The organism is Acrocarpospora corrugata (assembly GCF_009687845.1).
GTDB classification, from domain to species: Bacteria; Actinomycetota; Actinomycetes; order Streptosporangiales; family Streptosporangiaceae; genus Acrocarpospora; species Acrocarpospora corrugata.
Window position 1 is genome coordinate 319,540 of record NZ_BLAD01000036.1, and the last position, 25,187, is coordinate 344,726.

The 25,187-nt window shown below is 69.2% G+C and carries 24 protein-coding genes; 12 read left to right on the forward strand and 12 right to left on the reverse strand.

The features are described 5' to 3' along the window. Nucleotides 1-19 precede the first annotated feature (19 nt). On the forward strand, nucleotides 20-1,552 hold the full coding sequence (locus tag Acor_RS03190) for a choice-of-anchor I family protein (protein ID WP_155334968.1): 1,533 nt from the start codon (nucleotides 20-22) through the stop codon (nucleotides 1,550-1,552). 70 nt (nucleotides 1,553-1,622) lie between these two features. Continuing rightward, complete coding sequence (locus Acor_RS03195; RefSeq protein WP_155334969.1) at nucleotides 1,623-3,368, forward strand: serine/threonine protein kinase; 1,746 nt, start codon at nucleotides 1,623-1,625, stop codon at nucleotides 3,366-3,368. 14 nt (nucleotides 3,369-3,382) lie between these two features. Here the strand turns inward: Acor_RS03195 and Acor_RS03200 are convergent, their stop codons facing one another. The 9 genes from Acor_RS03200 to Acor_RS03240 form a co-directional block, all read right to left on the reverse strand. Then, entirely contained in the window at nucleotides 3,383-5,746 is a 2,364-nt protein-coding gene (locus Acor_RS03200) for an ATP-binding protein (protein WP_155334970.1), read from the reverse strand. Between the two features lie 133 nt (nucleotides 5,747-5,879). Then, nucleotides 5,880-6,533, reverse strand: coding sequence for an HAD family hydrolase (locus tag Acor_RS03205; protein ID WP_246238384.1), 654 nt, complete (start codon nucleotides 6,531-6,533; stop codon nucleotides 5,880-5,882). Between the two features lie 23 nt (nucleotides 6,534-6,556). Further along, a complete protein-coding gene (gene hrpA, locus Acor_RS03210) occupies nucleotides 6,557-10,393 on the reverse strand; it encodes an ATP-dependent RNA helicase HrpA (protein WP_155334971.1) in 3,837 nt (1,278 codons plus the stop codon). Nucleotides 10,394-10,456: 63 nt separating this feature from the next. Beyond that, nucleotides 10,457-10,927, reverse strand: a complete 471-nt coding sequence (locus Acor_RS03215) for a winged helix-turn-helix domain-containing protein (RefSeq protein ID WP_170316770.1) — start codon at nucleotides 10,925-10,927, stop codon at nucleotides 10,457-10,459. 159 nt (nucleotides 10,928-11,086) lie between these two features. After that, nucleotides 11,087-11,782 carry a hypothetical protein gene (locus Acor_RS03220; RefSeq protein ID WP_155334973.1) on the reverse strand — a complete coding sequence of 232 codons (696 nt, stop codon included), beginning with the start codon at nucleotides 11,780-11,782 and terminating at the stop codon, nucleotides 11,087-11,089. Then, nucleotides 11,775-12,314 carry a SigE family RNA polymerase sigma factor gene (locus tag Acor_RS03225; RefSeq protein ID WP_246238385.1) on the reverse strand — a complete coding sequence of 180 codons (540 nt, stop codon included), beginning with the start codon at nucleotides 12,312-12,314 and terminating at the stop codon, nucleotides 11,775-11,777. Before Acor_RS03225 ends, Acor_RS03220 begins: the two co-directional genes overlap by 8 nt. A 265-nt stretch (nucleotides 12,315-12,579) precedes the next feature. Then, nucleotides 12,580-12,879 (reverse strand): phosphotriesterase family protein, encoded by a 300-nt coding sequence (locus Acor_RS03230; protein WP_308805621.1) that lies wholly within the window; start codon nucleotides 12,877-12,879, stop codon nucleotides 12,580-12,582. Between the two features lie 103 nt (nucleotides 12,880-12,982). After that, nucleotides 12,983-13,516: a hypothetical protein gene (locus Acor_RS03235; RefSeq protein ID WP_155334975.1), complete on the reverse strand. Its 534-nt coding sequence runs from the start codon at nucleotides 13,514-13,516 to the stop codon at nucleotides 12,983-12,985. 163 nt (nucleotides 13,517-13,679) lie between these two features. Beyond that, on the reverse strand, nucleotides 13,680-14,393 hold the full coding sequence (locus tag Acor_RS03240) for a TetR/AcrR family transcriptional regulator (RefSeq protein ID WP_218034099.1): 714 nt from the start codon (nucleotides 14,391-14,393) through the stop codon (nucleotides 13,680-13,682). Nucleotides 14,394-14,534: 141 nt separating this feature from the next. Here Acor_RS03240 and Acor_RS03245 point away from each other — a divergent pair, with 141 nt between their 5' ends. The 3 genes from Acor_RS03245 to Acor_RS03255 all read left to right on the forward strand — a co-directional run bounded on the left by Acor_RS03245 (nucleotide 14,535) and on the right by Acor_RS03255 (nucleotide 16,671). Continuing rightward, entirely contained in the window at nucleotides 14,535-15,251 is a 717-nt protein-coding gene (locus tag Acor_RS03245; RefSeq protein ID WP_155334976.1) for an SDR family NAD(P)-dependent oxidoreductase, read from the forward strand. A gap of 28 nt (nucleotides 15,252-15,279) precedes the next feature. Then, complete coding sequence (locus Acor_RS03250; RefSeq protein ID WP_155334977.1) at nucleotides 15,280-15,519, forward strand: tautomerase family protein; 240 nt, start codon at nucleotides 15,280-15,282, stop codon at nucleotides 15,517-15,519. A 126-nt stretch (nucleotides 15,520-15,645) separates the two neighbouring features. Then, on the forward strand, nucleotides 15,646-16,671 hold the full coding sequence (locus Acor_RS03255) for a nitronate monooxygenase (protein WP_155334978.1): 1,026 nt from the start codon (nucleotides 15,646-15,648) through the stop codon (nucleotides 16,669-16,671). Nucleotides 16,672-16,676: 5 nt separating this feature from the next. Here the strand turns inward: Acor_RS03255 and Acor_RS03260 are convergent, their stop codons facing one another. Further along, nucleotides 16,677-17,045 (reverse strand): MerR family transcriptional regulator, encoded by a 369-nt coding sequence (locus Acor_RS03260; RefSeq protein ID WP_155334979.1) that lies wholly within the window; start codon nucleotides 17,043-17,045, stop codon nucleotides 16,677-16,679. 121 nt (nucleotides 17,046-17,166) lie between these two features. On the opposite strand from Acor_RS03260, the gene Acor_RS03265 reads away from it, so the two are divergent. Continuing rightward, on the forward strand, nucleotides 17,167-17,877 hold the full coding sequence (locus Acor_RS03265; RefSeq protein ID WP_155334980.1) for an SDR family oxidoreductase: 711 nt from the start codon (nucleotides 17,167-17,169) through the stop codon (nucleotides 17,875-17,877). Nucleotides 17,878-17,889: 12 nt separating this feature from the next. On the opposite strand, the gene Acor_RS03270 is transcribed toward Acor_RS03265, so the two are convergent. Further along, nucleotides 17,890-18,513, reverse strand: a complete 624-nt coding sequence (locus tag Acor_RS03270; protein ID WP_155334981.1) for a DUF4386 family protein — start codon at nucleotides 18,511-18,513, stop codon at nucleotides 17,890-17,892. 133 nt (nucleotides 18,514-18,646) lie between these two features. On the opposite strand from Acor_RS03270, the gene Acor_RS03275 reads away from it, so the two are divergent. Then, nucleotides 18,647-19,213: a TetR/AcrR family transcriptional regulator gene (locus tag Acor_RS03275; RefSeq protein ID WP_155334982.1), complete on the forward strand. Its 567-nt coding sequence runs from the start codon at nucleotides 18,647-18,649 to the stop codon at nucleotides 19,211-19,213. 10 nt (nucleotides 19,214-19,223) lie between these two features. Here Acor_RS03275 and ppgK read toward each other — a convergent pair whose 3' ends face one another. Next, nucleotides 19,224-19,946 (reverse strand): polyphosphate--glucose phosphotransferase, encoded by a 723-nt coding sequence (gene ppgK, locus Acor_RS03280; RefSeq protein ID WP_155334983.1) that lies wholly within the window; start codon nucleotides 19,944-19,946, stop codon nucleotides 19,224-19,226. Between the two features lie 164 nt (nucleotides 19,947-20,110). Here ppgK and Acor_RS03285 point away from each other — a divergent pair, with 164 nt between their 5' ends. The 5 genes from Acor_RS03285 to Acor_RS03305 all read left to right on the forward strand — a co-directional run. After that, nucleotides 20,111-21,328: an ROK family transcriptional regulator gene (locus tag Acor_RS03285; RefSeq protein WP_155334984.1), complete on the forward strand. Its 1,218-nt coding sequence runs from the start codon at nucleotides 20,111-20,113 to the stop codon at nucleotides 21,326-21,328. Further along, nucleotides 21,325-22,215: a carbohydrate ABC transporter permease gene (locus Acor_RS03290; protein ID WP_155334985.1), complete on the forward strand. Its 891-nt coding sequence runs from the start codon at nucleotides 21,325-21,327 to the stop codon at nucleotides 22,213-22,215. Before Acor_RS03285 ends, Acor_RS03290 begins: the two co-directional genes overlap by 4 nt. Beyond that, nucleotides 22,208-23,014 carry a carbohydrate ABC transporter permease gene (locus Acor_RS03295; RefSeq protein WP_155334986.1) on the forward strand — a complete coding sequence of 269 codons (807 nt, stop codon included), beginning with the start codon at nucleotides 22,208-22,210 and terminating at the stop codon, nucleotides 23,012-23,014. The genes Acor_RS03290 and Acor_RS03295 overlap by 8 nt, the downstream gene beginning before the upstream one ends. Nucleotides 23,015-23,034: 20 nt before the next feature. After that, the gene (locus Acor_RS03300) at nucleotides 23,035-24,306 is read left to right on the forward strand and encodes an ABC transporter substrate-binding protein (protein WP_155334987.1); all 1,272 of its coding nucleotides are present in this window, start codon (nucleotides 23,035-23,037) and stop codon (nucleotides 24,304-24,306) included. A 9-nt stretch (nucleotides 24,307-24,315) separates the two neighbouring features. Further along, on the forward strand, nucleotides 24,316-25,187 hold an 872-nt coding region (locus Acor_RS03305), incomplete at its 3' end, for a glycoside hydrolase family 15 protein (protein ID WP_155334988.1).

Consider the following 25,187-nt stretch of genomic DNA (forward strand, 5'->3'; position numbering starts at 1 on the left):
TTTCGGGACGATGCAGGTCATGCGCATCCTCGCCGCCACCAGTGGGCTGATCTTAACCACCACGTTGCTGTCCGTGCCCGCCCAGGCCACGACCCACGGCATCGAACTGAAGTTCCTCGGCCGTTTCGCCACCGGCGCCGTCGGCGTCGGCGCGTCCGAGATCACCGCGTACGACCCGGTCACCCGCCGCGTCTTCGTGGTGAACGCGCAGGACGGCACGGTCGACGTGCTGGACATCCGCGACCCGCGGCGCCCGAAGAAGGTGAACACCCTGGTCACCCCCGGGGCCAACAGCGTGGCCGTGAAGAAGGGCATCGTGGCCGTGGCCCAGCAGGCGGCGGTGAAGACCGACCCGGGCACTGTGAGCTTCTTCATGGCGTCGACCGGGCACAAGCTGCGTGAGGCGCGGGTGGGCGCGCTGCCCGACATGGTGACGTTCACCCCGGACGGGGACACAGTGGTGGTGGCCAACGAGGGCGAGCCGTCCTCGTACTGCGCGGACGGGGTGGACCCAGAAGGCTCGGTCAGCATCGTGAACGTGAAGCGCGGCACGGTGAAGACCGCGAGCTTCCGCGCCTACAACGGCAAGGAGGACCTGCTCCGGGCCAAGGGCGTGCGGATCTACGGTCCGAACGCGACCGCCGCGCAGGACTTCGAGCCCGAGTACATCGCCACCGACAAGAGCGGCCGCACCGCCTGGGTCTCGCTCCAGGAGAACAACGCGATCGCGATCGTCGACCTGAAGCACGCCCGGGTCAAGGAGATCGTGCCGCTCGGCCTGAAGGACCACTCCAAGCCCGGGGCCGGGATCGACGCGTCCGACAAGGACGGCAAGATCGACATTCGGCCGCGGCCGGTGCTGGGCATGTACCAGCCGGACGCGCTGGCCTCCTTCGAGTCGCGCGGCCGCACCTACCTGGTGGCCGCCAACGAGGGCGACGCGCGCGAGTACGACTGCTTCGCCGAGGAGGTCCGGGTCGCGGACCTGACGCTGGCCCGGCTCGACGCCGAGGTGCTCAAGAAGGACGCCGAGCTCGGGCGTCTGACCGTGACCTCGACCTCGCCCAAGAACGCCGCGGGGGACACCACCGAGCTGCACGCCCTCGGCGCCCGGTCGATCTCGATCAGGTCCGCCGCCGGGGCGCTGGTGTGGGACTCGGGCGACCAGCTGGAGAAGCTGGTCGCGCGGAAGCTGCCGGCCCAGTTCAACGCCGACCAGGAGAACGACAGCTTCGACAGCCGCAGCGACAACAAGGGCCCCGAGCCGGAGGGCGTCGCGATCGGCACCGTCAAGGGCAGGACGTACGCGTTCGCCGGTCTTGAGCGGGTCGGCGGCATCGTCGCCTACGACCTCGGCAACCCGAGCCGGCCGAGCCTGGCCGGCTACGTGAGCAGCCGCGACTTCACCGGCGACGTCGAGGCGGGCACCGCCGGCGACGTCGGCCCCGAGGGTGTGCTGTTCATCCCCGCCGCGCAGAGCCCGACCTTCCGGCCGCTGCTGGTGGTCGGTCACGAGATCAGCGGAACCACGGCCATTTACGAAGTCCGCTGAAAATAAGTGAACCTGCCCGTCACTGCGGGCAGGTTCACTTATTTGTACGGATCCCAATACGGTATGACGTATGGTCGCACCCCTGACCCCCGAGGACCCCCGCACCCTGGGCGAGTACGCGCTGTCCGGCCGGCTTGGCGAAGGCGGGCAGGGGGTCGTCTATCTGGGGGAAGCCCCCGACGGGGTGCCTGTCGCCGTGAAAGTCCTGAAAAGCGGCTTCGATCCGAGTGTGCGGCAGCGGCTGGCCCGCGAACTCGACGCGATCCGCGGCGTCGCCTCGTTCTGCACCGCCCGGGTGATCACCGCCGAGGTGAACGGCCGCGAACCCTACGTGGTCAGCGAGTTCATCGACGGCCCCTCCCTGCACGAGCGAGTCGCCGCCTCAGGCCCGTTACGCGGCGGCGAACTGGAACGCCTGGCGGTCGGTACGGCTACCGCGCTCACCGCCATCCACGGCGCCGGGATCGTGCACCGCGACTTCAAACCCGGGAACGTCCTGCTCGGCCCCGACGGCCCCCGGGTGGTGGACTTCGGCATCGCCCGGCAGAGCGAGAGCGCCACCATGACGGCCGGGCCGATCGGCACCCCCGCCTACCTGTCCCCCGAGCAGATCGCCGGACACCAGGCCAGCCCCGCCTCCGACGTGTTCGCCTGGGGCGCCACCATGGTCTTCGCCGCCACCGGCCGCCCCGCCTTCGGCGCCGACAGCGTCGCCTCGGTCCTGCACCGCATCATGACCATCACCCCCGACACCACCGGCGTCCCCGGCCCTCTGCGCGCCATCGTCGACCGCTGCGTCGACAAGGACCCCACCCGCCGCCCCACCTCCCGCGACCTGCTCCTCACCCTGGTCGGCTCCACCCCCGACCCCCTCCACGCCGGCGCCGCCGCAGCCCAGCCCGCACCTTCTCCGTCCTCCGGCCAGCAGTCCTGGCCAGGCCAGGCCCAACCGCCGTGGCCCGGCCAGACGACCCCACCCCCGAACTCCTGGCCCGGCCAGAATCCTTCACCCGGCCAAGCCCCGAACTCCTGGCCCGGCCAGAACCCATCGCCCGGCCAAGCCCCGAACTCCTGGCCCGGCCAGAACCCATCGCCCGGCCAGCCTCCCAATTCCTGGCCCGGACAGAACCCGTCAGCCGGCCAGGCCCCGGGCTCCTGGCCGGGGCAGAATCCGGCCGGGGGGCAGCAGTGGGCGACGGGACCGGGCGCGCCGCCGTCCACCTCCCCCTCCGGTTCCTCCGGCCGAAGCAGCAACCGCGGACTGGTGATCGCCCTGCTCGTCGCGCTGGTCGCGATCGTCGGCACGGCCGTCGTCGTGGTCCCCCGCATCCTCGCCGGATCCGGCGACTCCACCTGGTCCTCGATCGCCACCGACCAATCGGACGCCCCGACCGAGGACCAAACGGACGACCAGACCGAAGGCTCAGAGGAGCAGACCGACGAGCCAACGGAAGAGCAGACCGAGGACCCCACGCCCACCCCCGAGGAGAACAGCGGCACGACCATTCCGGAGGAATACGCCGGGTCCTGGGCCGGCCGCATCGTGCCCGAACCTGAGGGCGTCATGAGCGAACACGACATCCGCATCGAACTGTCCTCCGGCGAAACCGACGGCAACTGGTACGAGGACGGCTGCTCGGGCGTCCTGACCGTGGAATCGGTCGAGTCCGACCACGCGGTCTTCCGCCTCCACGACAGCGGCGACTGCGTCCCTGGCAAGGTCACCCTCACCCCCAACGGGGAACAGCTCAGCTACCAGTGGAACGACGACCTCGGCGTGGTCACCTACAAGGGCGACCTCGCGAAGGAGGGCTGACCCAGCCCCACCAGCTAGTGGACCGCGAAGACGATCTCCTCCAGCCTGGCGGTCTCCCCGCGCAGTACAGCGTGCGGCAGGTCGTCGCACCATTCCGTCACTAAGCGTGCGGCTTCGTCCGGTGGCCCCGCGGCGGGGGCGACGGTAATTTCCCCGTCTTCAATGTTTAAGTATGTCCGGGTGGCTTCGATCTCCCCGGACGGCCCGAGGTCTTCGAACATCGCCAGTGCCCGCTCGAAATAGGGGCGCGCCTGCGATACCTCGCCCGTGCCGAGGTACGCGACACCCACCTGCCGGAGGGCCCCAGCCTCTCGACGGGGGTCGTGGAGCGAGGCGAACAGGGCCGCCGCCTCCTTGGCCCAGTGGACGGCCGACTCGTGATGGCCACGGTTGACGTAGGCCACGCTGAGGTTCAGGAAGATTGTCGCCTTGGCCGGCCGGTTGTCGGTCTCCTTCGCCGTCTGGAGAGCCGAGCACAGCTGCCAGACGATGTAGGAGGGTGTCGTGGCCGGACGCCAGTCGAGACTGGCGAGCGCGAGGTTGATACGGGCGAACATGATTTCGTGGGGGCTGCCCAGAAGTTGGAGGAGAGCGATGGCCTTGTCCAGCGTCTCAACAGCTTCACTGAAACGTTTCTGCATCCGCAGGGCGTCACCCAGGGAGCTCCACGCGTGAGCCTGGCCACGCTGGTCGCCGCGTCTCACGCAGATGGACAGATCGGCTCGGTGGCATGATTCGGCTTTCTCGTACTCGCCCACGTTGAAGTAGGCCAGACCGAGATTGTGCAGAAAGAGTCCCTCCATGGCAGTCTGTCCGGCCTGCCTGGCGAGTTCATGAGCGTGCGAGAGGTGAACGACCGCGGCCTCGTAGTGGTGCGCGATGCGGTAGGCGTTACCGAGGTTCGAGGCGGCGTTGGCCTGCGGTACGCGTCCCAGCCTGGTCGCGGCGTCCAGGGCCAGCGTCTGGGTGGTGATGCCGTCGTCCGCGAGATGGCGGAACTCGAAGTAGCCACTGAGCCGGGAGGCCAGCAGGTACGACGTCTGCCATCGGCCGCGATCATGCTCGGCGACGACGGCGGCGAGCAGATTGGAGTACTCGGCGTCCAGCCAGGCCACGGCCTGTTCGCGGGAGCGGAACAGGCTCCCCTTCCCGCCGAGCCAGGTCGCCGCGGAGCCGACGGTTTCCAGGTAGTAGTCCATCAACCGGTCGGCGGCGGCGGCCCTATCGGGTCCGCTCTCCTGCTCGGCCAGACGTTCGCCGGCGTATTCGCGCATCAGGTCGTGGAAGCGGTATCTCTCGTCCGCCGTACCGTCCTCGATCAGGTGCGCGCCGCGCAGCCGGTTCAGGAGTCTGCGGACCCGCGACCCCGTGCGGTCGGCGAGCGTGGCCGCGGCGTCGACCCCCCATTCGCCGCCGGGGCTGAGCGCCATCAACCGGAACAGTCGCGCCTGTTCCGGGGTGAGGTGCCGGTAGGAAAGGTCGAAGGCCGCCCGGACCGCGATCTCGGTGTCCGCGTCGGCGTAGGACATCTCCTCCAGCCGGGAGTCGGTGTCGGTCAGATCGGCGACCATCCCGGCCAGCGGCCGGGCCGGGGTGTCGGTCAGCAAGGCGGCGATGATCCGCAACGCCAGGGGCAGACCCCCGCACAATCTGGCGATCCCGGCCGCGTCGGCGGGCTGGTCCCTGACGCGGGTGTCGCCGGACCGGAGCATCTCCACGGCTCGCTGGAGGAGCAGGACCGCGTCCGGGGCGGCCAGGACGTTCAGGTCCAGGCGATGCGCGTCAAACATGCTCAGCATGTGGCGGGAGGTGATGATCGCCGCGTTGTCACCGTCGGTGGGCAGGAGTGGCCCAGCCTGCCCGTGGGAGGAGGCATTGTCGATCACTACCAGAACACGTCGGCCTTGCCGTGCACGGTCGGTCAGCACCGAGGCGAACAGCCGGGCCCGATCCCCGGCATCGGGCGGGACACGCTCACCGGGAATGCCCAGGGCGCCGAGCCAGCCACCCAGCACCCGGCCGGGATCGAGGCGCCTGACGGTGTCGTAGCCCAGAAGGTCGGCGTACAGCACTCCGCCGGGAAACCAGTCCTGGTCCAGGGCCGCGCGGGCGGCTTGGACCGCCAGCTCGGTCTTGCCGACTCCGGCCATTCCGACCACGGCCGTCACCGCGGTTGCGTGCGCGTCGGAAGGAGGAGCCAGCCGGGCCAGCAACGTCCGCAGTTCGGCGTCATGCCCGGTGAAAGCCTTCGATCCTTTCGGCAGGGCGGACATCGCCGGGGTCACCCGGGGCGGCAACTGCACGGTGATATCGCGACCTTGGACCACCGCAGAGTAGAACTGTCCCCCGGCGATCTCGTTGTGCATCCGGTCGGCCACCACGTCACCTCGACAATTCCGCAGCGCTTCCTGACATTTCCCCCATCGTCCCCCAATCCCAAGATCGAAAAGGGCTGACCGGAGATCACAGCGCCGAGGATTCCGCGCAGGGCGGTCGCCTACCGAGGCGACCTCACGAAGGAGGGCTGAGCAGCCCCGCCAGCTCGCCCAGCCCGTCGATCACGAAGTCACAGCCGGCGGCCTCCGGCCGATCGGCGTGCAGGTACCCCCACGGCCCCCGCCGGAGCAGTGCGGTCCGCATCCCCGCCCGCCCGGCCGGCAGCACATCGTTGTCCAGCCGATCCCCCACATAGAGGATCTCTCCCGGCACCCGCCCCGCCGCCTCGGCGACCCTCGCGAAGAACCCCGGCTGCGGCTTCGACACCCCCCATCCATCCGAGGTGTAGATCGCGTCCACCGGCAGCTCCATGGCCACCAGCGCGTCATACGCCTGCACCGGCTGGTTCCCCGCGACGATCACCTGAAAGCCCAGCTTCCTGAGCTCCGCCAGACTCTCCCGCACATCCGGATACAGATCCTCACCGTCAAAGTTCTCCCTCAACCCATCCGGATCCTCGCGCCGCCACGCCGCCATCTCGGCCCGCACATCCAACCCCGGCCGAACCACCTCAAAAGCATCCCGATGCGACCGATCGAGCGCCGCCATCCCCCCCAGCACCCCCATGAACGTCAACCGGCTGACCCCCAGCCGATCCGCCCACCGCGACCAGATCCGCGTCTCATCGATCAACGTCTCACCCACATCGAACACAATGGCCCGAATCACCACGTGCCTCCCTCAGATAGCAGCTACAGCTGTTCCATCGCTTTTCTGATGCGTTTCTCGGAGACCGGGACCGGGGTGCCCAGTTGCTGGGCGAAGAAGCTGACGCGGAGTTCTTCGATCATCCAGCGGATGTCCTGGACGGCGGGAGCCGTACGGCGGGATGGGGGGAGTTTGTCCACGAGGTCGCGGTAGTCGTCTTCGAGGTCCTGGACTTTGAACATCCATTCGCGGTCGCGGTGGGGGTCGTCGGGGAGTTTCTCCAGGCGGCGTTCGATGGCTCTGAGGTAGCGCGGAAGGTCCTGGAGGCGGGTGGTGCCGGTGGCGGTGACGAAGCCGGGGAAGATGAGGTGGGCGAGTTGGTCCTTGATGTCGGCCACGGCGTCGGCGGGGCCTTTGGTGGCGTTCTGGACGGTGTGCCAGAGGGCCAGGACGCGTTCCACCTTCGTGACCACGTCGTAGGTCGTCGCGTACAGGTCGGCTCGGACGTGGTCGTGCAGTCGGGTGAAGGATTCCTCGTCCCAGGCGGGGCCGCCCATGTCCTTGATGAGCTTGTCGGCGGCGCAGGCGGCGCAGTCGTCGAAGAGGGCGGTGGCGCCGCCGTGCGGACTTCGGCTGAGAGCGAGTTTCTGGGTGGTGGTGAGACCGCGCAGGATGGATTTGGCCGGGCTGAGCGTGCTCAGCAGGAGCAGCCGCCGGGTGCCCGCCCACATGGCGCGCTCCTGCTCGGCGACCGTCTCGAACATCCGGACCGCGACCGTCTCGCCACGATCGACCAGCGCCGGATACGCCCGCAGCCGGCCCTGTTCGAACACCTTCGGCAGAGTTCCGATGCTCCAGCCGGTCAGCCCTTCGCGCTCCAGACCGGTGGCCGCCTCGGAGAGCGTGGCCCGCAGTTTGGGCGCGAGCCGCCGCTTCAGCGCGTCCAGATCCTTGTCCTCGGCGACCGGCTGTTTCCGCTCGTCCACCACCCGGTACGTCACCCGCAGGTGGTCGGGCACCTGGTCGAGACTCCACGCCTCCCGCGGAATCACCACCCCGGTCATCCGGTGCAGCTCACGCTCCAGCGCGTCCAGGATCGGCTCACTCCCGGGCGTCACCTTCGCCAGCACGGCTTTCGCGAAGTTCGGCGCGGGCACGAAGTTGCGCCGCAGGTGTTTGGGCAGCGACCGGATCAGCGCGGTGATCAGGTCCTCCCGCAGGCCGGGGATCTGCCAGTCGAAGCCCGCGCCGTTGACCTGGTTGAGCACCTGGAGCGGCACGTGCACGGTGACGCCGTCGGCTTCGGTGCCGGGCTCGAACTGGTAGCTCAGCTTCATCCGCTGGCCGCTCTGCCGGATCGCGTCCGGGTAGTCGCGGGCGCTGACGTCGGCGTTCTCGTTGACCAGCATGTCCGGCGAGAAGGTGAGAATGGTCTTGTCGGGGGTCTTCTTCCACCAGCTGTCGAAATGCCGCCCGGAGACCACGTCGGCGGGGATGCGCTGGTCGTAGAAGTCGAAAAGGGTCTCGTCGTCGACCAGGATGTCCCGGCGGCGGGCCTTCTCCTCCAGTTCCTCGACTTCCTGGAGGAGTTTGCGGTTCTCGTGGAAGAACGGGTGGTGGGTTCGCCAGTCGCCTTCCACCAGCGCGTGCCGGATGAACAGCTCGCGGGACAGTTCCGGATCGATCCGGCCGTAGTTGACTTTTCGTTCGGTGACGATCGGCACGCCGTACAAGGTGACCTTCTCCAGGGCCACCACGGCGGCCTGGTCCTTCTCCCAGTGCGGCTCGCTGTAGGTGCGTTTGACCAGGTGCTGGGCGAGCGGCTCCACCCAGTCTGGCTCGATCTTGGCGTTGACCCGGGCCCACAGCCGGGACGTCTCCACCAGTTCCGCCGACATCACCCACTGCGGCTGTTTCCGGGCCAGCGCCGAGCCGGGGAAGATGGCGAAGCGGGCGTTGCGGGCGCCGACATACTCGGTGAGCGGGCGGCGTTGTCCCGGTTGTTCCTTCTTCGCCACGTCCTTGACGCCGATGTGCGACAGCAGCCCGGCCAGCAGGGACAGGTGCACCCGCTGCGGGTCGGCGTCGGCGCTGTTCAGCGTGACTCCGAGGGTCTTGGCCACCTGCCGCAGCTGGCTGTCGATATCCTGCCATTCGCGGACCCGCAGGTGGTTGAGGAACTCGGCCTTGCAGAGCCGCCGGAACGCGCTGGAGGACAGCTCGCTCTGCTTCTCCTTCAGGTACTTCCACAGGTTGAGATAGCTGAGGAAGTCGGACTCCTTGTCGGCGAACCTGCGGTGTTTCTCGTCGGCGGCCTGCTGTTTGTCGGCCGGGCGCTCGCGCGGGTCCTGGATCGACAGCGCCGCCGTGATGATCATCACTTCGCGTACGCAGCCGTTCAGGTCGGCCTCCAGCACCATTCTGGCCAGCCTCGGGTCCACCGGCAGCTGCGCCAGCTTCCGCCCCAGCGGCGTCAGCCCGCCCTGCGCGTCCAGCGCCCCCAGCTCGTGCAGCAGGTTGACGCCGTCCTTCACCTGCCTGCTGTCCGGCGGCTCCACGAACGGGAAGGCCGAGATGTCCCCCAGCCCCAGCGAGGTCATCTGCAGGATGACACTGGCCAGGTTGGTACGGAGAATCTCCGGATCCGTGAACTCCGACCGCCCGATGAAGTCCTCTTCGGCATAAAGCCGGATACAAACCCCATCCGAGGTCCGCCCGCAGCGCCCCTTCCGCTGATTGGCCGACGCCTGCGAGATCGGCTCGATCGGCAGCCGCTGCACCTTCAGCCGATGGCTGTACCGCGAGATGCGCGCGTTCCCCGGGTCGATCACGTACTTGATCCCCGGCACCGTCAGCGAGGTCTCCGCCACGTTGGTGGCCAGCACGATCCGCCGCCCGGTGTGCCGCTGGAACACCCGATGCTGCTCCCCCGCCGACAGCCGCGCGAACAGCGGCAGCACCTCCTCGCGGCGGCCCTTCAACGCGTCCGCGGTGTCGCGGATCTCCCGCTCCCCGCTGAGGAAGACCAGGATGTCCCCCGGCCCTTCCCTGTTCAGCTCGTCGACCGCGTCCACGATCGCCTGCGTCTGGTCGTCCTGATCCTCGTCGATCGGCCGGTACCGCACCTCCACCGGATACGTCCGCCCGCTCACCTCCACGATCGGCGCGCCTCCGAAATGCTGGGAGAACCGCTCAGGGTCGATCGTCGCCGAGGTGATGATGATCTTGAGATCGGGGCGTTTGGGCAGCAGCTGCTTGACGTACCCGAGGATGAAGTCGATGTTGAGGCTGCGTTCGTGCGCCTCGTCGATGATCAGCGTGTCGTACTGGGACAGGAACCGGTCGTTCTGCATCTCGGCCAGCAGGATGCCGTCGGTCATCAGCTTGACCAGCGTGCCGTCGCTCGAATGGTCGGTGAACCTGACCTTGTAGCCGACCGCCTCGCCGAGCGGGATGTCCAGCTCCTCGGCGATCCGCTCGGCCACCGTCCTGGCCGCGATCCGGCGCGGCTGGGTGTGCCCGATCAGGCCGTGCACGCCCCGGCCCAGCTCCAGGCAGATCTTCGGCAGCTGGGTGGTCTTCCCCGATCCCGTCTCGCCCGCCACGATCACGACCTGGTGGTCCCTGATCGCCGCGAGGATGTCGTCCTTGCGCTGGCTGACCGGCAGCTGGTCGGGGTAGCTGAGCGCGGGCACGGCGGCACGCCGGACGGCCACCCGCTGCTCCGCGACGTCGAGTTCACCGGAGATCTGCGCGGCGATGGCCTGCCGGGCCTTCGGGTCGCGGACTTTGCGCATGCCGTCGAGGCGGCGGCCCAGCCTGCGCTGATCGCGCAGCATCAGGTCGGGCAGGCGGCCCTGGAGGTCGGAGAGCGTATTCATTCCGTCCTCAAGAATAGGCAACCCGCCCCTGGCCTCCGCCAACGGTTTTTCGAGCGGCGCGTTTCAGCGGGGCGGCTGCTGATATTTGTAACCAACGTTGCGAACGGTGACGATCCGGCCGGCGTGCCGTCCGAGTTTCCGCCGGAGGCGGAGAATGTGCACGTCGATCGTGCGGGCGCTGTCGTCGCCGTACCGGTCCCAGACGCCGGCCATGAGCTGTTTGCGGTTGTAGACGCGGCCGGGCGCGGCGGCCAGATAGTCGAGCAGCTCGAACTCGCGGTAGGTCAGCTCGACGACGGTCCCGTCCAGGCGGACGGTCCGGGTGGCGCGGTCTATCACCAGGTCATCGCCGGTGCGCGTCAGCACGGGCGGAGCCGATTCCTGGTCGGCACGAGGGGCCGACACCAGGTGGCTGACGATGACGAGGGCGGTGTCCGTGCCGGGGACGGGGATGACGCCGAGCACCGTGCCTTCCGTGACGACCGGTTCGTTCGGGTGCCGCGGGACGAAGTCGATGACGTTCGCGTGGGACATCAGGGTTCTCCTTGGTTGCCTGGATGATGTGGCCGGCGGGGGTGTGCGGCGGATCAACAGGCGGCGCTGCAGACGCGGAGCAGATCGATGTGGCGACGCTCGGTCAGGGCATCCATGTCTGAATCGTGACATGAATGATTCATATTGTCCAGGTAGGGATTACGGGGAAATCGGCGGCGGGCGGAAGTGGCCTTCGGCGGTCGCGCCCGGAATGGTGACGGTGTAGGTGTCCTTCGTGCCGTCGTGCGCGGCCGTGCGGTTGTACTGCGCCGCGAAGGTCCACTTCCCGGCCCACACCTTGCGGCCCGGTTTCAGGGTGAACTCGAAGACGTAGGCGCCGGGCAGCGTGGTCCGCGTCTCGACGAAGTCCTCGGCCGGCAGGCCCACCCAGGCGCCGGTCACCTCGACGCCCGGCCCCCGGGCCACCCGGATCGTCACCTTCATCGAGGTCACCGCCCTGCCGAGGGTCACGACCAGGTTGTTCTGCGCCCAGAAGTCGCTGCTGTGCGGGTCGAGGCGCCCGTTGGCCGCCAGCGGAGGCCCTTCCAGCGGCTCCGGGGTCGGTGATGCCGGCGGGGGTGAAACACGCTCGGGTGAGCTGATCTCCGGCGTGCCGGAATCTGGAATCGCGATGGCGGGCGCCCGCTCCTGGCCGAGGTTTCCCGCCACCAGCGGGCCGCCGATCACGACCGTCCCGGTGACCAGTGCCGCCACCACCGCGACGGCCAGCCTCGGCCGGGTGGGCGCGTTCGCCCGGGGACCGCGCCGGGCGTCGATCCGCGCCCGGATCCGGTCCCGCGACGGTTCGTGGCATTCCGCCTCGGCCCGCAACGCCGTACGCAGCCAGTCAGCCATGGGGACCGTCCAGCCGTGGTTCTTTCAGCAGCAGCGCGGAGATCCGCATGGAACCGCCGAGCGACTGCTCCAGTTCGGCGACCGCCTTGGACGTCTGGCTCTTGACCGTGCCGACCGAGATTCCGAGCACCTCCGCCGTCTCCCGTTCGGACAGATCAAAAGCATGCCGTAACACCACACAGGCCCGCTTACGCGGAGGTAATCGCCGCAACGCCGCCCGCACGTCCAGGACCGCCGGCACATCCGGCCCGTCCGCCCATTCCGCCGCCCCGGCCTCCATCGCCCCCAGTCTGCGCCGCTCCCGGAGCAGCCGCCGCACCCGGCTGCTGGCCAGCCGGGCCACGATCCCCCGCATGTACGCCAACGGATGCGCCGCGTTCCTGACCCGATCCCACCGCCGCCAGGCCACCACGAACGCGTCCGCCGTCAGATCGTCGGCCTCGTCGGCGTTCCCGGTCAGCAGATAGGCAAGCCGCCCCAGCTCGCGGTGATGGCGCTCGAAGAAGAGGTTGAACTCCTCGTCGGCAATCACGTGATCCCTCACATCCCGGCAGAGCGCCGAGATTAGCACCATATTTCCGGCGATTCACGGCAACCAATCGCCCGGTCTGAGACCACTTCCTTACCGGAGGCCTCAGTTTCCGAGGTTCCCCGCACCCCGCGGCTTCCGCCCCGCCTGACCTGGGGCGGAAGCCATGGGTTCGGGCTTTTCAAAGGGTCGCTGGTATTGCCGGAGACGGTTCAGCCGAAATAGCGCATCGGGTTGGCGACGAGCATCTGGTTCAGGTCCCCGTCGCTCACGCCGGCCTCGCGCAGGGCGGAGAGGCGGCCCTGAACAGCGCCAGCGCTGGACGGCCGGTCTGGCGGTGGCCGTTGGTGTGGACGGTGATCGGCGCGCCCGTCTCCCGGTGGGCGTGGGCGACCGCGCGGCAGACGCGTTCGACGCCGGGCGGCAGGCCGTGCTCGACGGCGCATTTGAGGAAGGCGGCGCGTACTCCCGTGTCGCCGATGCCGTCCCGCAGGTCACGGATGAAGTCCCGGGCCATGGGGTCGGGGCCGCCGTCGTCGAGGAGGGTTTGACCTTGCCGTAGCGTCAACGTTTCTTCACGGCAGGGCGTGCTGGTCGCGGGGAGGGCTCGCGTCCAGCACGGCGTGATTGCGGCTTAGCGCGGTTCACGGGTGGCGGGTGTGTCCGGCCGATCAGTAGTAGCCGGTGATGACCGGGGAGGTGAAGGTGCGTGTCTGGGTGGTGCGGGGGTCGGTGAGCTGGATGCGGCCGAACAATTCGTCTATGTAGCCGTCGAAGTATCCGTCGTCCTCGTTGAGCTGGGCGAAAGTCGCGAGCCTGTCGAACTCGGCCGACAGCCCGGCGTCCCCTGCGGTGCTCCAGGTGACCGGCACCGACATCAGGGTGTTGTCAAAGGCGGGGTCCTGGCCGATGATCTTCGCAATGAGTTCCTCGCCGGGGTGGTCGATGATGGCCTGCGCGTCCGCACGGCTCATGGAGATGTCGATGCCGAGGTGGACGGCGACGTTGCCGTCATCGAGCCGGTCGAGGCTGAAGCAGATGACGTGGCCGGTGCCGCTCTTGCACTTGACCTGGGGCGAGGGCTCGGCCGCGGCGGGCCCGGCCAGGGCGACGGCCGTGACGGCCGCGACCGATACGACGGTCAGTGCCTGGCGGAGGCGGCCTGACCGCGTCCGGCGAATCGGGGTGTGCTGTTCTGTGTCCACGGGGGACTCCTTCAGGAAGAGTTCCGCGCTGGAATGCCGGGCCCGAAGACGTGGGCCCGCCATGTCGCGGAACGATGATGGGTACGGCTGATGCCGATCCCACCCCTATAGGCGTGACACGCCGTTCCAGCCTGTTCCTGGGCCGAAATTGAGCCTCTTGCCGTCAGGAGCCGTCCCGATGGGTGACGATGGCCGTCGCCGCCGCGGTCAAGGCCGCGCCGGCGCGGGCGGGGTCGTCCAAATAGCCCCCGACCATCACTCCGTCGCGCAGCAGCATCAGCTGGTCGGCGACCCTGTCCGGTTCCGGGTGCCCGAGTTCGGCCGCCAGGCGGCTCATCTGGCTGTGGAACCAGCGCCGATGCTCGGTGACGGCCCGCCGTACCGGATGGGCCGGATCGGCGTATTCGGCGGCGGCATTGATGAACGGGCACCCCCGCGCGCCCGGACCGCACGACTCGGCGATCAAGGCAGTCAGCAGGGTGCGCAGCATCTGTGGCGCGTCCCCGGACATGGTCGCCCGCAACGCGGCCACCTGCTCGCGTTCCTTCGCCGAACGCCCGACCAGATACGCGGCGACGAGGTCGTCCTTGGTGGCGAAGTGCCGGTAGAACGTCGCGCGGGTGACCGGCGCCTCGGCAAAGATCCGGTCGATCCCGACGGCGCGGATGCCCTCGCCGTAGAGGAGCCGGTCGGCCGCCGCCAGGATCCGATCTCGTGCCGCCGCCTGGCGGCCGCCGCCAAGTGGCGGCGGTGTCGCCGCGACCACCTGCTCGATCAAGTCGATCTGCGCGTCGAAGATCTCCTGCAACCGGCTCTGCACATCGGCGGCCTGGCTGCTGAGTTCCAGCGCGAGGTTGCCGAACAGGCAGCCGACCACAGCCCCGCTGTTCTCCTGTCCCTCACGCTGGGTGTCTCGGTCTGCTCGAACAGGTCCCGCAACCGGTGCAGCGGCGGACTGCCGCTGCCGAGCAAGGGCCCGGTGGTTTAGATCCACTCAGCGAGTAGGAAAGTGGTAACTATGGGTACCGATCGGGGACAGAAAGTAGCTGTGATCACCGGGGCGTCTCAGGGCATCGGCGCCGGCCTGGTCGAAGCGTTCCGCAAGCTCGGTTACGGGGTCGTCGCCACGTCACGCACCATCACGCCCGCCACCGACCCGGACATGGTGATCGTGCAGGGCGACATCGCGGACGCGGACACGGCCGACCGGGTGGTCGCGGCGGCGCTGAGTCGCTTCGGACGCATCGACACGCTGGTCAACAACGCGGGTGTCTTCATCGCGAAGCCGTTCACCGACTACACCGACGACGACTTCGCCGCGATGATCGGCGTCAACCTCGCCGGGTTCTTCCACCTCACCCGGCGCGCGCTGCGACCCATGCTCGACCAGGGGAACGGTCACATCGTCAACATCACGACCAGCCTCGTCGACAACCCCAGCTCCACCGTGCCGTCCGTGCTCGCCTCACTGACCAAGGGCGGCCTGACCGCCGCCACCAGGTCGATGGCCGTCGAGTACGCGAAGCGGGGCGTGCGCGTGAACGCCGTCTCGCCCGGGATCATCGCCACCCCGATGCACGCCGCCGACGACCACGAGACGCTGGCCGCCCTGCACCCGCTCGGACGCATCGGCGAGACCGGCGACATCGTCGACGGCGTGCTCTATCTCGAATCAGCGCCTTTCGTGACCGGCGAGATCCTGCACATCGACGGCGGCCAGAGCGCCGGCCACTGAACGACCACCACCTGACAGGAGCGGACCGATGCCATTCGTCAAGATTCACATCACCCGTGAGGGCACCGAACCCGGTTTGGACGCCGCCACCGCCGAGCAGAAGGCAGCGCTTATCCACGGCGTGAGCAAGCTGCTCCTCGACGTGCTCGGCAAGCCGATGGAGGCCACCTTCGTCGTCATCGACGAGGTCGAAACGGCGAACTGGGGCTGGGGCGGCCTCCCGGTCGACGAGTTCCGCGCCAAACAGAACGCACCTCACTCCGAATAGGCCGATCCGAGGCGCTTCCCGCCCGCGCGGAAGGAGCCCATCGGAACGCCGCCGCCGAACACACCCGCCTGACGCTTCCCGCCACGCGCGGGAAGCGCCCGGGTGGCCCACCTTCGCGAGGATCACATGCATTCCACCCTGTCCGGACTCGGACTCACCATCCCCCTGCTGGCCGCGCCCATGGCCGGAGGATCGGGCACACCCGCCCTGGTGTCGGCGGCGGCGGGCGCGGGCGGCCTCGGTTTCCTCGCCGCCGGATACAAGCCGCCGCAGGTGCTGGCCGAACAGATCGCCGCCCTGCGCGCCCAGGGCATCCCGTTCGGCGTCAACGTGTTCGCGCCGAACGCGGTCCCGGTCGACCCCGGATCGTACCGGCGGTACGCGGACGCCATCCAGGGCGAGGCCGGCCGCTACGGGCTCCGCATCAGCGGCGACGATCCCGTCGAGGACGACGACAACTGGGCGGACAAGCTCGATGTGCTGCTGGCCGATCCCGTGCCGCTGGTCAGCTTCACCTTCGGCGTACCCGAACAGGCCGTCGTCACCGCACTGCGCAAGGCCGGGACGGTCGTCGCCCAGACCGTCACCTCAGCCGACGAGGCCCGCCAGGCGGCCGAGGCGGGAGCCGACCTGCTCGTGGTCCAGGCTTCAGCCGCCGGCGGGCACTCGGCCACGCTGACCCCGCAGCGCATCCCGCCGCCCACACCCATCGCCGAGCTTCTCGCACAGGTCGGCCAAGCAGTCCAGCTTCCCCTCCTCGCGGCAGGCGGCCTGGCCACTTCGGCCGACGTGGCCGCCGTTCTCCACGCCGGCGCGCAGGCCGCCATGGTCGGCACCGTCCTGCTCCGCACCGATGAAAGCGGAGCGTCCGCGCCCCACCAGGCCGCGCTCGCCGACCCCGCGCGCGAAGCCACCGTCGTCACCCGGGCCTTCACCGGCAGACCCGCGCGATCACTGCGGAACCGCTTCATCGACCGCTACAGCGCGGAGGCCCCGAGCGGATTCCCTGCCCTGCACCACCTCACCAGCCCACTGCGCAAAGCAGCCGCCGACGACCCCGAGATGGTCCCGCTGTGGGCCGGCACCGGCCACCGCCAGGCCCGCTCCGAACCCGCGCACAGCACACTCGCGCGGCTCACCGCACAGCTCTAGTCGCCTCAGTCGTTCATGCGAGTGCAGCCAGGACCTGGCTTCTCCGCTGTGGCGATCACGTCGTCGAGCTTGGCGCGCACGCTCAGGAGTTCTCTGACCTGCTGATCGATGCGGGAACGCTCGGCCGTCAGCCGTTTCAGCAGCGCTGACGTCACCTCGCCGGAATCGATGCTCGGCAGCACCTCGCGGATGGTTCTGCTCGTGAGGCCCGCGGCGTAGAGCTGCTGGAGCAGTCTGACTCGTTCGACCGCGGTGTCCGGATACTGCCGCTGCCCGCCGGAGTTGCGGGTCGAATCCAGCAGATTCTGCTCCTCGTAGTAGCGGAGCGCTCTGACGCTCACCCCCGCTTTGGTGGCGACCTGGCCGATCCGCATCGGGCCTCCTCGTTCGAGCAGCCACAAAGACTTGCACCTGACGTCAGCGTCAGCTTTTAGCGTAGTCGGCGCGGGGGCTCGCCGAGCGTCCGGAGCGTTTCAGGAACGAGAGGTCCCAGGCATGAAGATCGCAAACTCGGTCGCGCTCGTCACCGGCGCAGGGCGTGGAATCGGGCGGCACCTCGCCGCGCAGCTGGTCGAGCGGGGCGCGGCCAAGGTGTACGCAGCCGCCCGCAACCCCGAAAGTGTCGACATCCCCGGTGTTGAGGCGCTGCGCCTGGACATCACCGATCCGGTCTCCGTCGCGGCGGCGGCGAGCACCGCCTCCGACGTGACGCTGCTGGTCAACAACGCCGGCATCATGACCGACGCCAACCTGATCACCGGGGACCTGGCCAAGATCAGGCTGGAGATGGACACCCACTTCTACGGCACCCTGGGCGTGGTCCGTGCCTTCGCCCCCGTCCTCGCGGCCAACGGCGGCGGGGCGATCGCGAACATCCTGTCGGCACTGTCCTGGTTCTCCTACGACGGATCCAACGCCTACGCCGCCGCCAAGGCGGCCGAGTGGAGCCTGACCAACGGCATCCGCCTCGAACTCGCCGGGCAGGGCACCCTGGTGACCGGCGTGCATCTGGGCGCCGCCGACACCGACCTGTCGGCCGGCTACGACGGGGACAAGATCGACCCCGCCGAGGTGGCACGGGCCACGCTCGACGGCATCGAGGCGGACAAACTCGAAGTCCTGGTCGACGAGTGGAGCGCCCTGATCAAAGCCACCCTGGCCAACGACCCCAGCCGGTTCTACGGCCAGCCGGCGCCCACCGCCTGATCCGGCCGCCGATCACTTCGAAACTTTCTGGCCGGCCAGTACGGCCAGGCAGAGGGCCCAGACACTCCAGGCCAGGTAGCCGCCGAAGTTGATCTGGTCGGCGCCGGGGACGTCGAGCGGGACCAGGAGGCCCGCGAGAATCGCCGCCGCCGAGACGCCGCCGAGGATGTCGAACCAGAGGCGGCGTTCCGCGAGGGCGACCAGGACCAGCACTGTCCAGGTCGCGGTGAGCAGGTGGCCGAGGGTCTCCCCCACGCCGGTGCCGAGGTAGGCGTTGAGTGCGGTGAACACGGTCTCGGCCGAAGCCTTGTCGGGTGAGGCGGCCAGGGCGGGCACCAGGAAGGGCCACCGCAGCAGCCCGAGGACCTGGACTAAGCCGGCGAGCACTCCGGCGTACACGGAGAGGGTGGCGGCGGGGCTGTCGGGGAGGCGGCGGCGGAGCAGGACCGCGGCGAGGGCGCCGGCGCCGAAGGCCAGCAGGAGGAACCAGGCCGAGACGGCGGTCTGGTTGGCGGCGAAGCGGGCGAGGACGACGTCCGGGGGTTCGCCCAGAACGTCCGGGTATCCGAAGACGCTGCCCAGCCCGATGAAGGCGATGTTGGCAGCGACTACTCCGGCGACGAGGATCCACCTCATGATTGCTTCTTAACTCTGAACGGTGTTTAATATTAAACACCGTTCAGAGTTTCTGGCAAGAGGCGCGCCGGAGAGGTCGTAGAGTTCCCCCGTGAAACGAGGACCGCGTCGTTCCGTGGAGCCGGAGACGGTCATGGACGCAGCGTTGGAGCTGATGGACGAGGGGGCGCTGACGATGCGGGCGCTGGCCTCGCGGGTGGGGCTGACGCCGGGGGCGCTGTACACGTACTTCCCGGACCGGGCGGCTCTGGTGTCCGCCGTGGCCGACCGGCTGCTCGCCGAAGCCGATCTGACGTTGCTCGACGCGCCGGGCCTGTCGCCGCACGATCGCATCGAGTCCTTCGCGCTGGCCCTGCGCGAGGTGCTGCTCCGGCACCCGGCCGCAGTCCCGGCCATCCTCGGCGCGGCCTTCAGCGGGCCGACCGCGCTGCACGTCGGGGAGAGCCTGCTGCGCGAACTGTCCGACCCGCGGGCGAGTTACACGGTGATGGTCTACGTGCTGGGCGCGATCGCCCTGGAGGCGGCCGAGCTGGAGGGGCCGCCCCCGCCGGAGGAGGAGCGCATCGCCCTGCGCCGGACCTACCTGGTCGTCGACCCGGAGGCGTTCCCGCTCACCCACGCGGCCAACGACGTCATCGCCGCCTACATCTCCACCGACCAGTTCCGCTGGGGGCTGCGGCGGTTGCTGTCCGCACCCTGACCAGCGGGGGTCAGTGTTCGGTGGCGGCCAGGGCGGCTCCGACGATGCCGGCCTCGTTGAGGAGCATGGCCGGGAGGATCGGGGTGTTGATCTCGACGTCGGGGAGGAACTTCTTGGTTTTCTTGCTGACGCCGCCGCCGATGATGATCAGGTTGGGCGAGAGCAGGCGTTCCATCTGGAGCAGATACTCCTCGACCCGGTCGGCCCAGTTGCCCCAGCTGAGCTCCTTCTCGGAGCGGGCCTGGTCGGAGGCGCGGGCCTCGGCGTCCTTACCGCGGATCTCGATGTGGCCGAACTCGGTGTTGGGGACGAGCTTGCCGCCGGTGAACAGGGCGCTGCCGATGCCGGTGCCGAAGGTGAGGAGCAGGACGACGCCCTGGTGACCCTGGCCGGCGCCGAAGGCCATCTCGGCGATGCCGGCGGCGTCGGCGTCGTTGAGCACGTGGGTCTTCTTGCCGAAGAGGGCACGGCCGTCGACGCCGACCCAGGAGCGGTCGACGTTGGCGGCGGTCCTGACCTCGCCGTTGATGATCACGCCGGGGAAGGTGATGCCGATCGGGCCCTTCCACGAGAAGTGTTTGACGATCTGCTGGACCACCTCGGCCACGGCGTCCGGCGTGGACGGCTGCGGGGTCGGGATGCGGTGGCGCTCCTCGACCAGGTCGCCCGTCTTGGTGTCCACCGGCGCGCCCTTGATGCCCGAACCGCCGATGTCGATGCCGAGTACGTTCATGCCTTTCACCGTTACCCCAGCAGGGCCTGGTCACTCCCGCGCTGACGCCACGCCCTCGATGGTCATTTTTCCGGAAATGTCACTGCTTGCGCCCTCTTGACGGGGTTCGTCGGTCAGGAATATCTTCGCATCCGAATTTACTACCAAAGAAAGTCTACCTCCCCATGGCCGTACAGCGGTACAGCACAGACCGAGGCGATCTCACCCGGACGGCGATCCTGGCCCTGCTGGGCACGGTCGGGCCGTTGAGCCGGACCGAGATCGCCCGGCAGCTCGAGCTCAGCCCCGCCACCGTCACCCAGCTCACCCGCGAGCTGATGGGTCACGGGATGCTGGAGGAGCTGGAGCTGGAGCCGTCCAGGGGCGGCCGGCCAGCGCAGAAGCTCGGGCTGATCGGGAGCGCGGGGCGGGCGCTGGGGGTCAAGGTGGCCGCCGACCATCTGGTGATCGTCGACGTACGGCTGGACGGGGAGGTGCTCGGCGTCTGGGATCGGCCGGTGGACACCACGTCGCCGCGGGCGCTGGACGAGCTGGTGGACGCGGTCGCCGACGCGGTGGCGGCGACCGGCGGCGCGGGCGATCCGCCGCTGCTGGGCATCGGCGTCGGGGTGCCGGGCAGCGTGGAGGACCAGGCGGTCGGCACGGTGAACGCGCCGACGCTGGGCTGGCAGGCGACCCCCGTGGGCGAGCGGCTGCGCCGCCGCCTGGACCTGCCGGTGCTGGTCGAGAACGACGTCAACGCGCTGGCCGCGGCGGAACGCCTGTACGGCAGGGGCCGAACGCACCGCGACTTCCTGGTGCTGACCATCGGGCGCGGGGTGGGCGCGGCGATCGTCACCGACGGCCGGGTCTACCGGGGCGCGAGGGGCGGGGCCGGCGAGTTCGGCCATGTGCCGATGCTCGCCTCGGGCCCGGTCTGCGGGTGCGGGAACGAAGGGTGCCTGGAGTCCATGGTGGGGGCGGCCGGGCTCATCGGCGCAGCCCGTACCCGGATGGAGCTGCCCGCCGACGCCACGGTCGCCGACATCGGGCGGTTGGCGGCCGGTGGGGACCCGATCGCGCGGGAGGTGTTCGCCGAGGCGGGGGCCGTGCTCGGGCGGGCCGCGGCCGGGCTGATCAACGTGGTCGATCCGGAGGTGGTGGTGGTGCTCGGGGAGGGGACCGCCGACTGGCCGTACTGGCAGGCGGGCTTCGACCCCGCCCTCCTGGCTCACCTCTATCCGGGGCGGCGGGACATCTCCGTCGAGGTCGAGAGCTGGGATGACACCAGCTGGGCGCAGGGCGCGGCGGCGCTGGTGCTGGCCACGCCGTTCGACGCGGCGGGCGCGGCCGGCGAGCAGGGCCGGCTGGTCCGGGCCAGGCTGATCGGCGCAACGCCATGACCCGGACGAAAGCCTCGATCCGGCTGCGGTACGCGGGCACGGTCGCCCTCTTTCTGCTGCCCAGCGCGATCCCGCTGGCGCTGTTCACGCTGGTGCCGATGGCCGGGTCGCTGTGGACCAGCCTGCACGAGTGGAACCTGATCACCCCGATGCGCTGGGTGGGCCTGGACAACTACGTCGAACTGCTCGGCGAGGAGCGGACCCGGGCGGCGTTCGGGCACACGCTCTACTTCATCGCCGGCTACCTGCCGCTCGTGTACGCCGGCGGCTTCGGCCTGGCCCTGCTGCTCAACCGGGCCATGCGCGGCCGGAACGTGCTGCGGGCGATCTACTTCCTGCCGGTGGTGTCCAGCTGGGTGGTGGTCGCGCTGATGTGGAAGTGGCTGCTCAACCCGGCCAGCGGAATCGTGAACCAGCTGCTCGCGCTGGTCGGCCTGGACGGGCCCGGCTGGTGGACGGATCCCGACTGGGCGATGCCGTCGATCATCCTGGCCTCGGCCTGGAAGGACCTCGGCTTCGTCATGGTCATCCTGCTGGCGGGCCTGCAGGCGATCCCGCAGGAGTACCGGGACGCCGCCAAGGTGGACGGCGCGACCGGCTTCAAGAGCTTCCGCCACATCACCTTCCCGCTCCTGTCCCCCGCCACGTTCTTCGTCGTGGTCATCTCGCTCATCAACGGCTTCCAGGTCTTCGACCAGGTGCACGTGATGACCGGCGGCGGCCCCGCCGGAGCCAGCCAGGTGGTGGTCGAGCAGGTCTACGACCTCACCTTCAGGTACGGCAGGGCGGGCGCCGCCTCGGCGCTCTCCTGGCTGCTGTTCGTGGTCATTCTGCTCGTCACACTGGTCCAGATCCGGGCCCAGCGCCGGTGGGTGAACTATGGGTAAGGTCCTGCGCGCGATCCCGGTGCTGCTCGGCGCGCTGGTGATGCTGTTCCCGTTCGCGTGGACGGTGGTCACCTCGCTCACCCCGGACGGCGCGCTGCTCAGCATCCCGCCCGACTTCGCCCCCGGGGACGCCAGCCTGGACGCCTACCGGCGGCTGCTGGAGGCGATGCCGTTCTGGCGGATCGTGCTCAACAGCGCCTGGATCGCGGTGGCCTCCACCGTGCTCCAGCTGCTCACCAGCTCGATGGCCGCCTACGCCTTCGCCCGGTTGCCGTTCCCCGGCCGGAACGCGCTGTTCGCCGTCTACCTGGCCACCCTGATGGTGCCGATGCAGGTCCTGGTCGTGCCGCTGTTCCTGGAGATGCGCGCGGTCAACCTGGTCGACACCTACTTCGCGCTGCTGGCGCCGACGATCGCGTCCGCGTTCGGGGTGTTCCTGCTGCGGCAGGCGATCGCCCAGGTGCCGCGCGAGTTCGACGAGGCGGCCGTGCTGGACGGCGCCGGGCATCTGCGGGTGTTCGCCTTCGTGATCGTGCCGCTGATCCGGCCGGCGCTGGCCACCTTCGCCATCTTCGGCTTCATCGCCAGCTGGAACAGCTACCTGTGGCCACTGGTGATCATCCGGTCGCCGGAGTTCATGACCATCCCGCTCGGGCTGGCCTCCCTGCACGGCGAGTTCACCACGGAGTGGAACGTCGTGATGGCGGGGTCCGTGGTGAGCGTCGTCCCGATCCTCGTCCTCTATCTGTTCGCCCAGAAACACGTCATCGCCAGCGTCGCGCAATCCGGCCTGAAGTAACCCCCCACGGAGGTACCACCATGAATCGAACCACGAAGGCCGCGGCGGCGTTGCTCACCGCGGTGCTCGCCGCCGCCTGTGCGCAAGGCTCGGCCACCCGGGAGACCGCGGCCGAGGACGGCAAGGTGACGTTGCGCTACTTCACCTTCTCCGCCGCCCCCGACCACGTCGCCGACCTCGACAGCATCGTCGCCGCGTTCGAGCAGCAGAACCCGCGCATCGACGTGGTGGTGGAGACCGCGCCGTTCGCCGACTACTTCACCAAACTGCAGACCAGCATCGCCGGGAACACCGCCCCGGACACCTTCGAGCTCAACTACGAGAACTTCGTCACCTACGCGGACGCGGGCTCCCTGCTCGACCTGGACACCGCCGCGACCGGCGACGACGACTACCAGCCCGGCGTGTACGCGGCCGAGTCGCTGAAGTCGTTCAACCACGGCGGCAAGCAGCTCGCCCTGCCCGCCTCGTTCTCGACGGTGGTGCTCTTCTACAACAAGGCGCTGTTCGACGCGGCCGGACTGCCCGCGCCCACCGCCGACTGGACCTGGGCCGACGAGCAGGCCGCCGCCGCCAAACTGACCGACAAGAAGAAGGGCGTGTACGGCGACTTCCAGCCCGTGCAGTTCTTCGAGTTCTACAAGACCCTCAAACAGGCGGGCGGCGAGTTCCTGTCCGCCGACGGCAAGAAGACCACCTTCGACAGCCCCGCCGGGGTGAAGGCCGCGACCTGGCTGGTGGACAAGGTCGGCAGCGTGATGCCGACGGAAGCCGAGATCGGCGGCACCGCCGACTACGACACCAACCTGTTCAAGTCCGGCAAGCTCGCGATGTGGCACAACGGCATCTGGCAGTTCGCCGGCATGGCCGACGCGCCGTTCGACTGGGACGTCGTGGTCGAGCCCGGCGACCAGACCAAGGCCAGCGCGGTCTTCCACAACGCCGTCGCCGCCTCCGCCACCACCAAACACCCCGCGGAAGCCTGGGCCTGGTCCCGCTTCCTGACCTCCTCCCAGATCATGGCCACCACCCGGATCAAGAACTCGTGGGAGCTCCCGCCCGTCTCCGACCAGTCGGTCCTGGCCGGCTACCTGGACGCCGCCACCAAGCCCGCCAACCGCCAGGCCGTCTTCGACTCACTGAAGTCGATCGCGCTGCCGCCCGTCATCGCCCGCCAGCAGGAGATGCAGGACACCATGACCGAAGAACTCAGCAACGCCGCCGCCGGCCGCAAGTCGGTCCAGCAGGCGCTGACCGACGCCGCCGCCAAGATCGACGGCCTGCTCGGTTAGGACTCGACCGTGACCGTAGGAAGCGACGTGACGCACGCGGACCTGGCCCTCCTGGCAGAGCGCAGCGTCGAACTGATCGACCGGCATCAGTCGCCCTCGGGGGCCTACCCTGCCAGTCCCACCTTCTCCGCCTACCAGGGCTACGCCTGGCTCCGCGACGGCGCCTTCATCGCCGAAGGCATGAGCCGGATGGCCGACCCCGCGGGCCCGAGCGCCTTCCACGCGTGGTGCGCCCGCGTGGTCGGCGCCCGCGGCACGCAGGTATCCGACCTGATCGCCCGAACCGGCAGGGGCCTGGACGTCAGCCCCGCCGACATGCTCCCTACTCGCTTCACTCTGGACGGCTCCAACGGAACCGACGAGTGGTGGGACCACCAGCTCGACGGGTACGGCACTTGGCTCTGGTCCCTGAATCTGCATGTCCGACGCCACAACGCCGAGATTCCGGGGTTGACGGCGGCAGTGCGCACCGTGACCGAGTACCTCACCGCTTTCTGGCAGGTCCCCTGTTACGACTGGTGGGAAGAGCACGTCGATCAGCGGCATGTGTCCACGCTTGGTGCGATTCATGCGGGTCTACGGGCGGCGATCGCGCTCGGCGTGCTGACCCGGCCGCTTACGGAGGCGGCTGAGGAGGCCATCGAGGCAATCGCCATTCTGGTCGCCAACGAGGGGGTTGCCCGCCTTGGCGAGGTCATCAGTAGCTCGGACATACGACCCGGCGAGACCAACGCCAGCACGGACAAACGGCCTCGCGGAGTCAACCCCGGCACGGCTACCCAACCCGGCGGAGTCGACACGTCGTCGGCTGTGGGCCGGGCGAACAGCCACGGAGCCGGCGGGGGCGGGCGGAGCCCGGAGGAGAACCGAGGGTGGGTGGG

What these genes read in the sequence shown, in the direction of transcription:
- Acor_RS03190 (WP_155334968.1), top strand. Translation starts at nt 20, where the DNA reads ATGCGCATCCTCGCCGCCACCAGTGGGCTGATCTTAACCACCACGTTG.
- Acor_RS03195 (WP_155334969.1), top strand. Translation starts at nt 1,623, where the DNA reads ATGGTCGCACCCCTGACCCCCGAGGACCCCCGCACCCTGGGCGAGTAC.
- hrpA (WP_155334971.1), bottom strand. Translation starts at nt 10,393, where the DNA reads ATGAATACGCTCTCCGACCTCCAGGGCCGCCTGCCCGACCTGATGCTG.
- Acor_RS03215 (WP_170316770.1), bottom strand. Translation starts at nt 10,927, where the DNA reads ATGTCCCACGCGAACGTCATCGACTTCGTCCCGCGGCACCCGAACGAA.
- Acor_RS03220 (WP_155334973.1), bottom strand. Translation starts at nt 11,782, where the DNA reads ATGGCTGACTGGCTGCGTACGGCGTTGCGGGCCGAGGCGGAATGCCAC.
- Acor_RS03245 (WP_155334976.1), top strand. Translation starts at nt 14,535, where the DNA reads ATGGGTACCGATCGGGGACAGAAAGTAGCTGTGATCACCGGGGCGTCT.
- Acor_RS03250 (WP_155334977.1), top strand. Translation starts at nt 15,280, where the DNA reads ATGCCATTCGTCAAGATTCACATCACCCGTGAGGGCACCGAACCCGGT.
- Acor_RS03255 (WP_155334978.1), top strand. Translation starts at nt 15,646, where the DNA reads ATGCATTCCACCCTGTCCGGACTCGGACTCACCATCCCCCTGCTGGCC.
- Acor_RS03260 (WP_155334979.1), bottom strand. Translation starts at nt 17,045, where the DNA reads ATGCGGATCGGCCAGGTCGCCACCAAAGCGGGGGTGAGCGTCAGAGCG.
- Acor_RS03265 (WP_155334980.1), top strand. Translation starts at nt 17,167, where the DNA reads ATGAAGATCGCAAACTCGGTCGCGCTCGTCACCGGCGCAGGGCGTGGA.
- Acor_RS03270 (WP_155334981.1), bottom strand. Translation starts at nt 18,513, where the DNA reads ATGAGGTGGATCCTCGTCGCCGGAGTAGTCGCTGCCAACATCGCCTTC.
- Acor_RS03275 (WP_155334982.1), top strand. Translation starts at nt 18,647, where the DNA reads ATGGACGCAGCGTTGGAGCTGATGGACGAGGGGGCGCTGACGATGCGG.
- ppgK (WP_155334983.1), bottom strand. Translation starts at nt 19,946, where the DNA reads ATGAACGTACTCGGCATCGACATCGGCGGTTCGGGCATCAAGGGCGCG.
- Acor_RS03285 (WP_155334984.1), top strand. Translation starts at nt 20,111, where the DNA reads ATGGCCGTACAGCGGTACAGCACAGACCGAGGCGATCTCACCCGGACG.
- Acor_RS03290 (WP_155334985.1), top strand. Translation starts at nt 21,325, where the DNA reads ATGACCCGGACGAAAGCCTCGATCCGGCTGCGGTACGCGGGCACGGTC.
- Acor_RS03295 (WP_155334986.1), top strand. Translation starts at nt 22,208, where the DNA reads ATGGGTAAGGTCCTGCGCGCGATCCCGGTGCTGCTCGGCGCGCTGGTG.
- Acor_RS03300 (WP_155334987.1), top strand. Translation starts at nt 23,035, where the DNA reads ATGAATCGAACCACGAAGGCCGCGGCGGCGTTGCTCACCGCGGTGCTC.